This is a genomic window from Serratia symbiotica (Periphyllus acericola), assembly GCF_964019515.1.
GTDB lineage: Bacteria > Pseudomonadota > Gammaproteobacteria > Enterobacterales > Enterobacteriaceae > Serratia > Serratia symbiotica_D.
In genome coordinates this window covers 827816-841609 of sequence record NZ_OZ026452.1, presented here as the reverse complement: position 1 = coordinate 841609, position 13794 = coordinate 827816, and the positions used below count along the sequence as shown (strand labels likewise).

9 protein-coding genes, 1 tRNA gene and 4 pseudogenes are annotated in these 13794 nt (G+C 52.2%); 3 read left to right on the top strand and 11 right to left on the bottom strand.

From position 1 onward, the window contains the following. Nucleotides 1–19 precede the first annotated feature (19 nt). Nucleotides 20–232 (top strand): hypothetical protein, encoded by a 213-nt coding sequence (locus AACL06_RS04730; protein ID WP_339038503.1) that lies wholly within the window; start codon nucleotides 20–22, stop codon nucleotides 230–232. A 23-nt stretch (nucleotides 233–255) separates the two neighbouring features. Here AACL06_RS04730 and AACL06_RS04725 read toward each other — a convergent pair. The 7 genes and pseudogenes from AACL06_RS04725 to AACL06_RS04695 all read right to left on the bottom strand — a co-directional run bounded on the left by AACL06_RS04725 (nucleotide 256) and on the right by AACL06_RS04695 (nucleotide 8625). After that, a pseudogene (locus tag AACL06_RS04725) lies at nucleotides 256–1563 on the bottom strand (nucleobase:cation symporter-2 family protein). Nucleotides 1564–1923: 360 nt separating this feature from the next. Continuing rightward, entirely contained in the window at nucleotides 1924–4005 is a 2082-nt protein-coding gene (recG, locus tag AACL06_RS04720) for an ATP-dependent DNA helicase RecG (RefSeq protein ID WP_339038294.1), read from the bottom strand. Further along, nucleotides 4002–4685: a tRNA (guanosine(18)-2'-O)-methyltransferase TrmH gene (gene trmH, locus AACL06_RS04715; protein ID WP_339038120.1), complete on the bottom strand. Its 684-nt coding sequence runs from the start codon at nucleotides 4683–4685 to the stop codon at nucleotides 4002–4004. The genes recG and trmH overlap by 4 nt, the downstream gene beginning before the upstream one ends. A gap of 5 nt (nucleotides 4686–4690) precedes the next feature. After that, nucleotides 4691–6808: a bifunctional GTP diphosphokinase/guanosine-3',5'-bis pyrophosphate 3'-pyrophosphohydrolase gene (gene spoT, locus AACL06_RS04710; RefSeq protein ID WP_339038118.1), complete on the bottom strand. Its 2118-nt coding sequence runs from the start codon at nucleotides 6806–6808 to the stop codon at nucleotides 4691–4693. Nucleotides 6809–6826: 18 nt separating this feature from the next. Next, the gene (gene rpoZ, locus AACL06_RS04705) at nucleotides 6827–7102 is read right to left on the bottom strand and encodes a DNA-directed RNA polymerase subunit omega (protein ID WP_339038116.1); all 276 of its coding nucleotides are present in this window, start codon (nucleotides 7100–7102) and stop codon (nucleotides 6827–6829) included. A 54-nt stretch (nucleotides 7103–7156) separates the two neighbouring features. Beyond that, a complete protein-coding gene (gmk, locus tag AACL06_RS04700) occupies nucleotides 7157–7780 on the bottom strand; it encodes a guanylate kinase (protein WP_339038114.1) in 624 nt (207 codons plus the stop codon). A gap of 227 nt (nucleotides 7781–8007) precedes the next feature. Continuing rightward, nucleotides 8008–8625 (bottom strand): trimeric intracellular cation channel family protein, encoded by a 618-nt coding sequence (locus AACL06_RS04695; protein ID WP_339038111.1) that lies wholly within the window; start codon nucleotides 8623–8625, stop codon nucleotides 8008–8010. A gap of 722 nt (nucleotides 8626–9347) precedes the next feature. Between AACL06_RS04695 and pstS the strand changes: the two are divergent. Both pstS and AACL06_RS04680 read left to right on the top strand, forming a co-directional pair. After that, a pseudogene (pstS, locus tag AACL06_RS04685) lies at nucleotides 9348–10031 on the top strand (phosphate ABC transporter substrate-binding protein PstS); the annotation flags it as partial. A gap of 366 nt (nucleotides 10032–10397) precedes the next feature. Then, nucleotides 10398–11228 (top strand): annotated as a pseudogene (locus AACL06_RS04680) (IS5 family transposase); the annotation flags it as partial. 599 nt (nucleotides 11229–11827) lie between these two features. Here AACL06_RS04680 and AACL06_RS04675 read toward each other — a convergent pair. The 4 genes and pseudogenes from AACL06_RS04675 to AACL06_RS04665 form a co-directional block, all read right to left on the bottom strand. After that, nucleotides 11828–12794 (bottom strand): annotated as a pseudogene (locus AACL06_RS04675) (integrase core domain-containing protein). Nucleotides 12795–12837: 43 nt separating this feature from the next. Beyond that, a complete protein-coding gene (locus tag AACL06_RS10545; RefSeq protein WP_425336932.1) occupies nucleotides 12838–13050 on the bottom strand; it encodes a phage integrase central domain-containing protein in 213 nt (70 codons plus the stop codon). A gap of 188 nt (nucleotides 13051–13238) precedes the next feature. Then, nucleotides 13239–13487 (bottom strand): Arm DNA-binding domain-containing protein, encoded by a 249-nt coding sequence (locus AACL06_RS04670; RefSeq protein ID WP_339038109.1) that lies wholly within the window; start codon nucleotides 13485–13487, stop codon nucleotides 13239–13241. 154 nt (nucleotides 13488–13641) lie between these two features. Beyond that, nucleotides 13642–13716 (bottom strand) — tRNA-Gly (locus AACL06_RS04665). Nucleotides 13717–13794: the final 78 nt, after the last annotated feature.

Sequence of the window (13794 nt, the reverse complement as noted above, 5' to 3'; positions counted from 1 at the left end):
TGAAAAGCGGTATTCGTTATTGTCGCTGATCCAACTGCTCAGACAGCCTGCCGCCCAGCGGGTTTGCCCAACCATGAATAGCAGCATGATGGCCAGCAGCGCGAGAAGCAGCAACGTCAACAATAGTTTCCCGATAAACTTCATGGCCTACACCCGTAGCGGTCAAAAAGATACCCTGTTTATGCCGCAATTGGTCGGGCAGCTCAAGGGCAATAATCTGATAAAAAAATAAGAAAATGGTCGGTGAGCGGCCGATTAATCAAAATCGGGGTTTTTGTGCTCGTGCGGGAACACCAGGTTTAGCACGATGGCGGTAATGCCGGAAGACAGCAAAGTTTTCAGCCAATCCGGCGCGAATTGCAAGATCAGCGGTTGCTGGGATACGCCTATGCAAACGGCCAGCGACAGCGCCATGATCATGATGGCACGGCGGTTCAGGCGTTCGCGTGACACAATACGTACACCGGAGGCACCGATGGTGCCGAAAATCACGATGGTAGCACCGCCGATCACGGGTTCAGGAATATGCTGGCCGCAACCCGCTACTGCCGGGAACAGCCCTAATGCCATCAGCATCAGCGCCACCACAAAGCCAACTTAGCGGCTGGCAACGCCGGTCAGTTGCATCACCCCATTGTTCTGGCCGAAGCAAGAGTTTGGGAAGGTGTTGAACACCGCCGATAACATAGAATTTAGTCCGTTGGCGAGCACACCGCCTTTCAGACGCTTCATACACAGCGGGCCACTGACTGGCTGTTCGGAGACATCGGAGGTGGCAGTGATGTCTCAGATGTTTTCTAGCGAAGTAACCTCATAAGCGGCAACAGCAAGTTCCAGTCAAAACCCAGGCCATAGTAAAGCGGTGTTAGCAGGGTGATGGCTGCTGTCTGGGACACCCGTTCACGGGCTGGTAGTATGTCCATCGCCCAAGCCAGCAGGTAGCAGATTACCAGCGAGGCAACGCGTAGGTAGGGATTGCACTGCCCGTTTAGTAGGATAATCACCACCAACACTACACCGGCTAGTAGCAGGTTTTCCGGCGCGCCGAAACGATGATTGTTCATTGCGGCATAGCCGCCACCGATGGAGGTCAGCCCTACTTGAATAAACGACAGGCCGATAATCATTACCACGATGCCGGAGACCAATGGAGTAATGATGCGGCGTGCCAGATACAGCACCCTTAACAGCATGATCTCGGTGCAGGAGGCGACCATCAGCGTGCCGAACAGCGCGACCATCATGGCCGCGCTGTTCGGCACCGCTGTTTTCCAACGCCAGGCCACCCATGATCAGCGGCGAAACAAAGTTAAAGCTGGTGCCTTGAATCGATAGCAGGCTGGAACCCACCGGCTTCCAGGTTTTGATTTGCAGTATAGACGCCAGACTAGAAGCAAACAGCGACATGCTGATAATGTGCTGAGTATCCTGTGCCGGTAAACCCAGTGCTTGACAGATCAGTAGAGCCGGGGTGATCACCGCCACAAACATCTCCAACAGATGCCGACCGGCGGCAAACAGCGTTTGCGGCAGTGGTGGGCGATCTTCCAGTCGATAAATCAGTTAACTGGTACGAGGGGGAGCGGCGTCTTTTTGCGCAGCATAAAGCTCGGAAGATGACAAGGTCATGGTGTAGCGTTTCCTGAAAGTTAAAGAGGGTATTTTAATGAACCGCTGTGTAAAAGCAAACGGTTGCGCCTAACAGCCTATCCCAGTCGGCATACATTGTTGCCGCCTGCTTTCACAGGGACAGTGCGCAACAACTGGCGCGTACAGGGAGTACGTTAGGAGGGTGAGCACTGTCCAGAGCCAAAATGACGAATAAAATAGCCTTATAGGATAGGTTCTAAATATTGTGCAACGCCTTGGCGGTAGAGGTTGCATTTTGATTTCCTTTTTCTTGTCTTGTCTGCGGAGGATCTTTTATGCGTTAGAGTAGAGCACCTTTTCTGGTAGCCAGCGATCGATCAGCGCACGGGCGAGTTCCGGGTGCTGCTGATGGATATGGCGAGCGATGCGTTGCACTTCCGGGATCATTGCCTGGTCACGCAGCAAATCCGCCACCTTGAATTCGGTGCTACCGGTCTGACGGGTGCCGAGCAGCTCGCCGGGGCCGCGAATTTCCAGATCACGCTGGGCGATCACAAAGCCATCGTTGCTATCGCGCAGTACTTGCAAGCGCTTTTGCGCCGTTTTACTCAGCGGCGTCTTGTACAGCAGCACGCAGTGTGAGGCCACAGCGCCACGTCCTACACGGCCGCGCAACTGGTGTAACTGCGCCAGCCCCAGCCGTTCCGGGTTCTCAATGATCATCAAGCTGGCGTTCGGCACATCTACGCCGACTTCGATCACAGTGGTAGCAACCAAAAGCTGTAGCTCGCCCTGTTTAAAAGACTGCATCACCACCTGTTTTTCCTGTGCGTTCATGCGACCATGCACCAGCGCTACTTTCAGCTTAGGCAACGAGGCTTTCAACTCTTGCCAAGTGACTTCTGCCGCCTGCGCTCCAAGCAATTCGGATCCTTCGATCAGCGTACAGACCCAATAAGCCTGTCGGCCTTCCTCCATGCAGGCGCTTTTCACCCTCTGGATGATGTCGGTGCGCCGGGTATCGGGAATAGCGACGGTGGTGACCGGCGTCCTGCCCGGTGGCAACTCATTGATGACTGAGGTATCAAGATCGGCATAGGCGGTCATCGCCAGCGTGCGCGGGATCGGCGTGGCGGTCATGATCAACTGGTGGGCGTGGAAGCCTTGATCTTCGCCCTTTTCCCACAGTGCAAGCCGCTGATGGACGCCAAAGCGGTGTTGTTCGTCGATGATAATCAGAGCCAGGCAGTTGAACTGCACCTGTTCCTGGAAAATAGCGTGCGTGCCGACCACCATCGACACTTGGCCAGTGGCGATGGCTTCCTGTTGTGCGATGCGTGCTTTGCCTTTCTGTTTGCCAGCCAGCCAGCCGACTTCCAGGCCCAATGGCTCGAACCACTGGCGGAAATTGGTGGCGTGCTGCTCGGCCAGCAACTCGGTCGGTGCCATCAGCGCCACCTGCTTGCCGTGTGCGATGGCGCGCAAGGCTGCCAGTGCCGCCACCAGCGTTTTGCCTGAGCCAACGTCACCTTGCACCAGTCGCATCATCGGAAAGGCCTTTTGCATATCGGCTTCGATATCGGCTACTACCCGTTCCTGCGCGCTGGTCGGTGAGAATGGCAACTGGGCAAGGAAGGGTTTTTTTAATCGATTATCTGGCAGCAATGGCAGCGCCTGATAACTTTGCCCACCGGCACGCACTGCCAGCATGCTGAGATTGTGTGCCAGCAGTTCTTCGAGGATCAGGCGTCTTTGCGCGGGATGCTTGCCCTGTTCCAGATCCGTTAGCTGGATAGCTGGCGGTGGGTGGTGCAGGGTGTGCAGTGCTTGCGGTAAGCTCATTAGCTCACCTCTTACCTCTGGTGGCAGCAGTTCGGTTATGGTACAGGTATCCAGCAATTCCAGTGCCTGATCGGTCAGCTTGCGCAGCATGGCTTGCCTGATGCCTTCGGTAGTCGGGTAGACTGGGGTCAGTGATGCCTGCAAATCAATTTCGTTGCTTTCTCCCTGAATGCGGTATTCCGGATGGATGCTCTCCGTGCCGTGATTGCCGCGTTTTATCTCACCGTAGGCGGTCACGCGGCGGCCGGTGGTCAGGCTATTTTTCATCGCCGCATTAAAATTGAAAAAGCGCAGGGTAAGAATGCCCGTGCCATCGCTGATTTGGCAGGTCAGCATGCGTCGGCGGCCAAAGCTGGTGTCGCTGCGCAGTATTTCCCCTTCTACCGTGGCGTAGATGCCTGGCAGCAGGTCATTTATCGGGTACAGCCGAGTGCGATCTTCGTAGCGCAGCGGCAGGTGCAACAGCAGATCCTGAATGGTTTCCAAGCCGATTTTAGCTAATTTGCCGGCCTGGCTGGCACCAACCCCAGAAAGCGTGGTGAGTGGTACAGCATTCAGTAGGCGGCCTTTCATTGGCGCACCGTTGCTTGCATGGCCGCCCACCATTTGGTCTCGGCAACCACCTGGCCCCGATCATCAATATGCAGTCTCGGCAACCCTTTGCGTTTGGCTACGTTGGCCAGCACGGGATAGCCGCCTTCAAATAGCAAGCGCTGCTGTTCTTCTTCGTCCAGCATGCTGCGATCGCGTTGGTACAGGCCAGCGATTTGCCGCTGGCGCTGCGCTTCATACAAGATAAAGGCGGAAGCCACGGAAACGTTGAGTGATTGCACCATACCGATCATCGGAATGATAATGTCTTTATCGGCAAGCGCTAGTGCTTCAACGGTCATCCCCGTTTTTTCCTGGCCGAGTAGCACGCAGGTCTGGCGGGTATAATCCACCTCGCGGAAATCGACCGCGCGGAAAGAAAGGTGGGTTGCCAGCACTTGCATGCCTTGGGTTTTCAGATGGTTCACTGCGTCAGAGATGGTGTGGTGGGTTTTGATGTTGCTGCCAGCGGCGGAGTAAACCAGCGTGCGTATGCGTGTGGTTGGCCACACGGCATGCACTTGATGTATGCCAATGGCATCGGCGGTGCGGATAATAGCGGAGATGTTATGTGGCTTGAGTACCTGCTCCAGGTAGACCGTCAGATGTGGCTGCCGGGTAGCAAGTATTTCACTAATCCGCGCATAGCGTTCAGGACTCATAAGCGCTAGTTTCGGTTGCGGTTAACTTTGATCACATCTGGCATGATACGGATTTTACGCATAATGTTTGCCAAATGGATGCGATCACGGGTGGTCAAGCGGATAAAGACGCTATAAACCCGGCCATCTTTTTCTTCGGTATTCAGGTTCTGTATATTAGACTTGGCCGCGTTGATGACAGCCGTTAGGTTGGCTAGCGCCCCCTGATGGTTAAACATATCCACTTTGATCTCAGCGATGAATTCCTGCTCAATCTCTTTATCCCACTCGACCGCCATGAATTTCTCGGGCTCTTTTTGGTAGCCTCGGATATTACGGCAGGACTCATGGTGGATCACCAGCCCTTTGCCTGGGCTTATGTGGGCGATAATCGGGTCGCCGGGGATGGGGCGGCAGCATTTGGCGAAGGTGATAAGTACACCGTCTGCGCCTTTGATAGCCAGGTTGCGCCCGCCAGGGGAGGTGCTGCCCAGACTGGATTGATCGCCTTGTAGGTTTTTGGCCACCACTACGCTCATGGCATTGCCGAGGCCGATTTCCGCTAGCAAATCGTCCAATGTCGCCAGCTTCATGCGTTCCAGCTCGTGCTGGATATTTTCCTGCGGGATCTCGGCCAGCTTACGGCTGCCGCTCAACGCATGGTTCAGCAGACGACGGCCGAGGCTGACAGAATCGTCGCGTTTGAGGTTTTTTAGCATCTGGCGGATTTTTGCGCGTGCTTTCGAGCTAACGACAAAATTTAACCAGGCGGCATTTGGCCATGCGCCCGGAGCGGTAATGATCTCCACCGTCTGCCCGCTGGTCAGCGACTGCGATAACGGATACGGCAGGCGATCGACGCGTGCGCCAACGCAGGCATGGCCGATATCAGTGTGCACCGCAAAGGCGAAATCAACTGGCGTGGCCCCCGCAGGCAACTCGACGATGCGGCCTTCTGGGGTGAAAACGTAAATCTCATCCGGGAATAGATCAGATTTTACACTCTCGATAAATTCAAATGAGCTGCCAGCGCTTTGCTGTAGCTCCAGCAGGCTCTGCATCCAGCGCTGTGCTCGGATCTGTGCGGTGGTGCCGGTTTCGCCCTGTTCTTTTTCTTCTTTATAAGCCCAATGTGCGGCGACCCCCATCTCGGCCATCTGATCCATGTCTTCAGTGCGGATCTGGACCTCAACCGGCACGCCATGCGGGCCGATCAGTGACGTATGCAGCGATTGATAGCCGTTGGCCTTGGGAATCGCGATATAGTCCTTGAACCGCCCCGGACGCGGTTTATATAGGTTGTGAACTTGGCCGAGCACCCGGTAGCAGGTATCCACCTCTTTCACAATTACCCGAAACGCGTAGATATCCATAATCGAATGGAAACGCTGTTCTTTGAGATGCATCTTGAGATAGATGGAGTAGAGGTGTTTTTCCCGTCCACTGACGCGGCAGGGAATGCCGGCTTCGGTCAACCGTCCTTCAATCTCGTAGAGAATTTTCTGGATCATCTCCTGACGGTTGCCGCGTGCGGCTTTTACCATTTCCTTGATCACGCGGTAGCGGTTAGGGTACAGCGCATCAAGGCCCAACTCTTCCAGCTCGGTTTTTAGGTGGTGAATACCCAAGCGGTGGGCTAACGGGCTGTAGATTTCCAAGGTTTCACGCGCGATGCGCCGCCGTTTGTCGGGGCGCAGTGAGCCAAGAGTGCGCATATTGTGCGTGCGGTCAGCCAGCTTGATCAGCACAACGCGGATGTCCTCCACCATCGCCATGATCATTTTGCGGAAGTTTTCCGCCTGTGCTTCTTTTTTGTCCTGAAACTTCAGCTTGTCGAGTTTAGATACACCTTCAACCAGTTCGGCGACGCATTTTCCGAACAGCTGATCCATATCTTGGTAGGTGGCTGGGGTGTCTTCGATGACATCATGCAGCAGGGCGGCCATTAGCGTCTCATGATCAAGACGCATCTCCGCCAGAATACAAGCCACAGCAACCGGGTGAGTAATGTAAGGCTCACCGCTGGAACGTGTCTGTCCCTCGTGAGCATCACGTGCAACGAGGTAGGCCTGTTTGAGGCACTTAATCTGCTCCTCAGGCAGGTAACATTGAGTCAGTAGTTTTAGGCTTTCAAACAGATACAAGACAGACTCGCAGTCTAATTAACGACGGCCTTCAGCAATTGCGGTAACAGCCTGAATTTCAGCGGATTCCTGCTCTTGCTGCTCCTGACGCTCACGCACATCAAGGATCTGTCTGGTGATCAAGCCTTCTTCGATTTCACGCAGCGCGATAACGGTGCACTTATCGTTCTCTTCTGGAACCAATGCATCTTTGCCGCCGGTCTGGATTTGACGCGCCCGACGAGCAGCGACCAACACCAGGTCAAAACGGTTACCAATTTTTTCTACAGCGTCTTGAACAGTTACACGTGCCATATTTGTGCTACTCCACAGGTGACGAAAAGACGGGGCATAATACTGAAACTGCTTTCAGTCTGCCAATAGTTTGCTGATTAAAGCGTCATGCCGCAGTAATTGACGGCTTGAACGTAAACGTTCGGCGCGAATAATGGTTTTCAGATCGGACAGCGCCAAATCAAAATCATCGTTCACAATTAAATAATCGTACTCCGCGTAGTGCATTATTTCGGCCACAGCCTGAGCCATACGTTTGGCGATCACCTCTTCGGCATCCTGCCCACGGCCGCGCAGGCGGCGGTCCAGTTCTTCCTTTGATGGAGGCAGAATAAAGATGCTGCGTGCCTGTGGCATTTGGGCGCGGATTTTCTGCGCACCCTGCCAATCGATATCTAGAAAGACGTCTACGCCAGTCGATAACACCTGCTTAATGGTGGCGCGCGAGGTACCATAATAGTTGCCGAACACTTCGGCGTACTCAAGAAACGCATCCTGCTCAATCATCTGACGGAATTCATCTTTTGAGACGAAGAAATAATGCTCTCCATAATGTTCACCTAGGCGGCTAGCGCGGGTTGTGTGCGAAACCGAAACTTGTGTGTCGTACAGCGGTTGTGTCTTTAACAAAGCCTGAATCAGACTTGATTTACCTGCGCCACTGGGAGCAGAGACAATATAAAGCGTGCCTTGAGCCATGATGATGTTCGTTGATAGCGGTTGGTATGCCAATAATAGCGATGCGTATTTTCTCTACGCAGTATACATAGCTAACGTGCCGGATGCAGCGTTAGTACGCATTTTGCCCGTGGCTGGATGGTGAAAAAACATCAGAATGGCGGATTTACGTGGCGAATTAGCAAATTTTTGCGGTTTTACACCACCAAGCGGCACTTTTTACGTGTTTTACGTGCCGCGCCGCAGGATCAGTGATCTGGATGTGGGTAGTTGAAGATCGGTAGGCCAAGGCGGAAACGCAGGGCTATCAGGCGTGCGCTTAGCCCGGCGATCAAGGTGATTCCCATCACCAGGTTATGCGGCATGCTGAGATGTTGCAGGCCAATATACAGCCAGGCAGCGGCGAAGGAGATGCCAGCGTAAATTTCCTTTTGGAACACAAGCGGGATGCGGTTACAGAACATATCGCGCAGCACGCCGCCGAAGACACCTGTGATCACGGCGGCAATCGCGGCGATAATCGCACTGTGCCCCATATCCAGCGAGACTTGCGCACCGATGATTGAAAACACGGCCAGGCCGATGGCATCCAACACTAGGAACAGGCGGTGTAAGTGGCGCATCAGTGGTGCCACCCAAGTGGTGATTATCGCCGCAATGGCGACAATCACCACATATTCTGGATGTTTGACCCAGCCAAGCGGGAAATGTCCGAGTAGCATATCGCGCACCGATCCACCGCCGATCGCTGTAACTGAAGCGATGATGATCACGCCAAACATATCCATTTGGCGGCGGCCAGCCGCTAGCGCGCCGGTCATGGCTTCAGCAGTAATACCGATAGTATAAAGAACGCTAAGAAACATAAGGTTTTCACTGGGTGGCAAAGATAAGCATCATGGCTAGCATGATAATCTCCCCCAGGGTGCCGCGCCACATGAATTTTTACCAATAGAATTTTCGGATGAGTTCAATTGATTTATCTATGTGTTTTATATCGGTTGTCTGCCTTTTTTAACCTTGCTGTGTGGATGGGAGCATGCACTCATGCCCAGAGGGCTTTGGGTAACCGGTGGTGGGTGACGTCTTGTAAAAAGTAATCATCGCCCGCCTGGTGAGGGGCTGATTAGCGGATATACCATTCACTGAGCAAAGTATGTGATTATTGGGATGATCATCGGCAGTGTAAATGCCATCTACCCAACCGCGGGAACCTGGGCAATTATTGCCCGATATTGCGCCGACACTGCAGCAATGCTGGAAATAGTTGTAATAGTTGTAACTGGCCTAATATTCGCCCGCGCTGGCTTTATAATCTACTGTGGCATATCTGACAGCGATAGCGCTGGTATTTAGCCTTGCCCAGTCCATGCTTTTTAAGCGACTCAATCTGCCCACAAAACGGGCGTTTTACGTCAACTTTACCCATCAGATGCTCTCTGTAAAGGAGCAATTTTACAACATGATTAACATATTGAATACATGACCGCATTATTTAGGAGATAACTCAGGGTGCCACGGCATCTTATTTTGCATGTGAAATAGATTTCTACTCAAAGTGTTAATCGTACCACTGCCTCGCCGTCATTTGGACGGTAAAACCTTGGGCGATATCTACCTGGGCAACGTCAAAAAATGGAATGATCCGGTGATCACTAAGCTGAACCCAGGTTTGAAGCTGCCTGCTCAACATATCGCCGTGGTGCGCCGCGCTGACGGTTCTGGCACTTCTTTCGTCTTCACCCGCTACCTGGCCAAAGCTAACGCACAGTGGAAAGAGAAAATCGGCGATGGCGATACCGTTAACTGGCCAACCGGCTTGGGTGGAAAAGGCAACGATGGCATTGCTACCTTCGTACAGCGTATTCCTAGTTCCATTCGCTACGTGGAATATGCCTACGCCAAGCAAAACAAACTGGCATATACCAAGCTGATCGCTACTGAAGGCAAGCCAGTGAGTCCCATCCAGGAGAGCTTCAGCGCCGCTGCTAAAGGCGTGGATTGGAGCAAGACTTTTGCTCAGGATCTGACTAACCAGAAAAGCGATGATGCGTGGCCAATCACCTTTACTACCTTTATCCTGATGCATAAACAGCAGCAGAACTTTGCTCAGGGTGCCGAAGTGTTTAAGTTCTTCGAATGGGCGTATAAAATCGGTGAAAAAAAAGCTAACGATCTGGATTATGCCACTTTGCCAAAAGGCGTGGTTGAGCAAGTGCGCGCCGCGTGGAAAGACAACATAAAACACAATTCCGGTAAACCCCTGTACTAAGCTGTGTCCGCTAATGGCTCGCGAGTGTCTCTGGCGGTCATTTGAACGCGCAGCAAGGCGTGTGCCGTGAGATGGTGGGCCAAATAAACGGCTTGTCCCCCAGGAGCGTGTTCAAATAGATTCAATCCTTCGGATTGCGGCCTAAAGGCCGGTCTCCGCGTTGTCGGGTTTGTACACCCTCCGCGCCTTGATTATGGGCTTTTGAGACTGCGACGTTGCCACGGTCAATGCACGGATACAGCCTAACAATGCCGGTGCGTGTCTCACTTCGTTTTTCAGGGTTCAAAGAGGAGTTGTTGAATAAATCGAACATTTGGCCGGGACGAGGATCAGATCACTCTCCTTCTGTCAAAATAGCGACATTCCGTGGCCCAGCAAAAGTTCAATATCACCAACTGGAAGGCTTACAATAACGCCCTTATCACTCGGGGTTTACTCACTTGCTGGGGGGATGAAACGGCACTTCACGCCTGGTACTGCGAGGCAAAACCTTCTCTGCGTGGTCGCTCACCACATTATTCCGATATGGCAATCACCAGCGTATTGATGCTGAAACGGATTTTCGGCCTGACACTTCGCGCCCTACAGGGCTTCGTCGACTCCATTGTCACACTGATTAAAGTGCTGTTGAACTGCCCGGAAGACACCTGTATCAGTAAGCGGGCGAAGTCCGGCCATGTCCCGTTTAAAACCGCAACGCCGGGTGAAATTGCGCACCTCGTTATCGACTCTAGCGGGCTCAACGTGTTGGGTGAAGGCGAGTGGATGGCAAAAAAACACGGTCAGGAAAAACGGCGTATCTGGCGAAAACTGCATTTGGCCGTAGATACAGAAACACATGAGGTCATCTGTGCTGACCTTTCCTTGAGCAATATCACCGATACCGAAGCCTTCCCAGGTCTCATCCGTCAGAGGTACCGTAAAATCAAAGTCGCCTAGGCGGATCGGGCTTAGGATACGCGAGTGTGTGATTATGAGTTAAGGGGCAAGAAGCTCAAGGCGTTAATACCGCCCAGCAGCGGAGCCCGTTATTGGTCGGCAGACTATGCAGAGCGAAATCAAGCGGTGGCGAACCAGTGCGTTACCGGAGACAACACACGGTGGAAAAGTATCGCAGGCTACCACCGACGTTCGATAGCGGCAACAGCGAGGTACAGAGTAAAGCAGCTATTTGGTGGTCACCTGTCGCTGCGAGATTCCAAATCAGATTTATTCAACAAAGCCTTTTGCCATCATTGTTGAAACGGCCACACTCAGTGAGGCGAAATTAGGGGAATACTGTCGTCGCAAAAGACTCTACCCACAGCAAATAGCACGGTGAAAGCAGGATTTTATAGAACAGAATAACGTTAGCCCCACGGATAAAGCGCAGTTCAAGCAACAGGTTAAAGAAAACAAACAACTTAAACGTGAGCTGGCGCGAAAAGAAAAGCGCTGGCGGAGGCTGCCGCCTGCTGGTACTGCGAAAAAAGCTCAACCGTTACTACGGGGGGAGGACGAGGACGACTAACGCCCGCCATCGAACGTGTGCAATTTATCCAGTGGATACGGCAGGCTATAGGCCAGGGACTCGTCTGGATCCAGCCTGCTAGGAAGTGAATATCAGCCTGATAACCTGGAAGGAGATGGCACAGGCAGGCCGAAGACTGGCGTCCCGCCGCTCAGTACGTCCGCGCCCGGTCAATAAACTGACGCAGGTGGAGGAATAGCAGGTACTGACCGTGTATAACCAGCCGGAATACGCCAGTCTACCACCAGCGCAGCGCGTTCCGCGTCTGACGGATAATGTGTGTGATTCATAGACATCGTTTCAATTTTCTCAGCTCAAGTTCAAGCTTGTAATTCTGTTCCTGTATATGCTCGTCACTGGGCTGATAGTTTGCGTGAACGGCATCAGAGTATGGCGTTTGCTCAGCAAGTTAGAAGTAGCGCTCCATCGGCATTTTACCGTTGTAAGCGCTATGAGGACGTTCCCAGTTATATTAATACGGCCATTCTGCCAACAGTTTATCCAGGTCAGCAGCTGAGAAGTCTAGGGTAGCGTAAAACTCAGCTTTGTCTGTCTTTTGGGAACGTTCAACTTTGCCATTAAGATGAGGCGAAGCTGGTTTATTTGGACGACACTTGATGCCGCATTCTTTCAATCTTTCCTGCACCTTAACGGCAAAAAACTCTCTTCCCCGGTCGGTCTGAAAGCGCTGTATTGGGAAAGGCATTTGTTCAATAACACAATCAATAAAATCCAGTGTGCTTGCAGCAGTGCAACGAGAGTAGAGCCTCAAGCCTCTGTAGCGAGTGCAATCATTAACAGAGGTTTACTGTTATAAGTCGGGGCCAATTTTACAGGTATCCATCTGAACCCTATCACCGGGAACAGGGCGTTCGTCGCGAATGAAATCAGCTTTACGCCGAAATTTAACAACTGTCTTAACCTGATTCTGGCAAAGAACATTGTGGATCGTAGCTATCGCCAGAGAGAAGGAATGAAGCCGCTTTAACTCACTCTTAATGCGTCTTGCTCCTAGATTTCGCCGGGAAGGTAACTCCAGAATCAGAGCGACTTCGCCAGCACTGGTTTTCGTTGATGGAGAGTTTTTAGGGCGACGACTGTGGCTTTCCAGTCCTGCCCTGTTCCAGATACCTTCGCCACTATTTATGCAATCTTGGGCGGGAAATGCCGCAGTGACGGCATACAAGTCCCGCATCACCAGACGTTTTATAAAGTTTTACCCACTGTGGCGGCTGCTGAATTTTCCTGTTCATGGTGAGTCATTATAGTGAAACGATGTCTATAAATCACACAGCGTTAAAGATGCGAAAAGTCGGGCAACTCGGCAACTGATAAGAAGGCATAGTGTTCTTTCTTATGCGGTGAGAAGGCGCTGGCAAGATCCGGGGCGGGGTTATATTCAGCCCAGCCGGTAACTATGGCGTATTTCCATACCTCCCCGCACCGCTGGCGCACCTTGCATAATCTCTCTGTTGCGCCACATTCGTCCAGTTTTGAAAGCGTCTCCATAAGCTACATTGGCTTTATATCGGCAATTGGCCAATATATGGGAAAATACCGCTCTGAAACGTTTTCATCATCCCTTCTACGTATGACTCTGAATAGCGTCGCGACGCTTGTCGTACCATTACCACATTATCCCCCTCGAAGGTATTTTCAGTTATATCTTGCCGCTTTCGTTTCTGCTATTTCCTGGCTTAGCTGGGATTGATGCCCGATGCCACCAGCTTTTTAGCCTCATTGCACTTTTGCCTTGCCTCGGTTAGTAAAACTGTAGATATGGTCCCAAGGGAAAGCATTTTTGGTTTGCCGTCGAAGCAGTAGCGAAAACGCCAGTCTTTGGAACCGTTCGGCTCAATAAGTATAGAAAGCCCACCGCCATCACTGAGTGTATAGGGCTTGTCTTGTGGCTCAGAGCGCCTTAGCTCATAGTCTATGAGGGGCATTGTGTATAGCTCCGAGGTGAATCAAACGTCCTCTATACACACGGATTTATAGATTGGGGTAGATGTGTGTAGACGTTGAGATAACGAGTTTTTACGGAGAGGCTGGTGATTACTAGATTGAGTGGGCTTTGGTAGACGTTAGGAGAAGTCAGTTTGGAGCGGATTAAGGGAATCAAACCTTCGCATGCAGCTTGGGAAGCTGCCGTTCTACCATTTGAACTACACCCGCGTCTGTGTGCGTCAGGCATTATAGCGAGTTATCAGCACCGGGCAAGCTGAGATGGCGCATAACTATCTATTCTTTAAG

Bases quoted from the DNA above. Each gene is read 5' to 3' on its own strand.
- recG (WP_339038294.1), bottom strand. From the start codon at position 4,005: ATGAAAGGCCGCCTACTGAATGCTGTACCACTCACCACGCTTTCTGGG.
- trmH (WP_339038120.1), bottom strand. From the start codon at position 4,685: ATGAGTCCTGAACGCTATGCGCGGATTAGTGAAATACTTGCTACCCGG.
- rpoZ (WP_339038116.1), bottom strand. From the start codon at position 7,102: ATGGCACGTGTAACTGTTCAAGACGCTGTAGAAAAAATTGGTAACCGT.
- gmk (WP_339038114.1), bottom strand. From the start codon at position 7,780: ATGGCTCAAGGCACGCTTTATATTGTCTCTGCTCCCAGTGGCGCAGGT.
- AACL06_RS04695 (WP_339038111.1), bottom strand. From the start codon at position 8,625: ATGTTTCTTAGCGTTCTTTATACTATCGGTATTACTGCTGAAGCCATG.
- AACL06_RS10545 (WP_425336932.1), bottom strand. From the start codon at position 13,050: ATGGAGACGCTTTCAAAACTGGACGAATGTGGCGCAACAGAGAGATTA.
- AACL06_RS04670 (WP_339038109.1), bottom strand. From the start codon at position 13,487: ATGCCCCTCATAGACTATGAGCTAAGGCGCTCTGAGCCACAAGACAAG.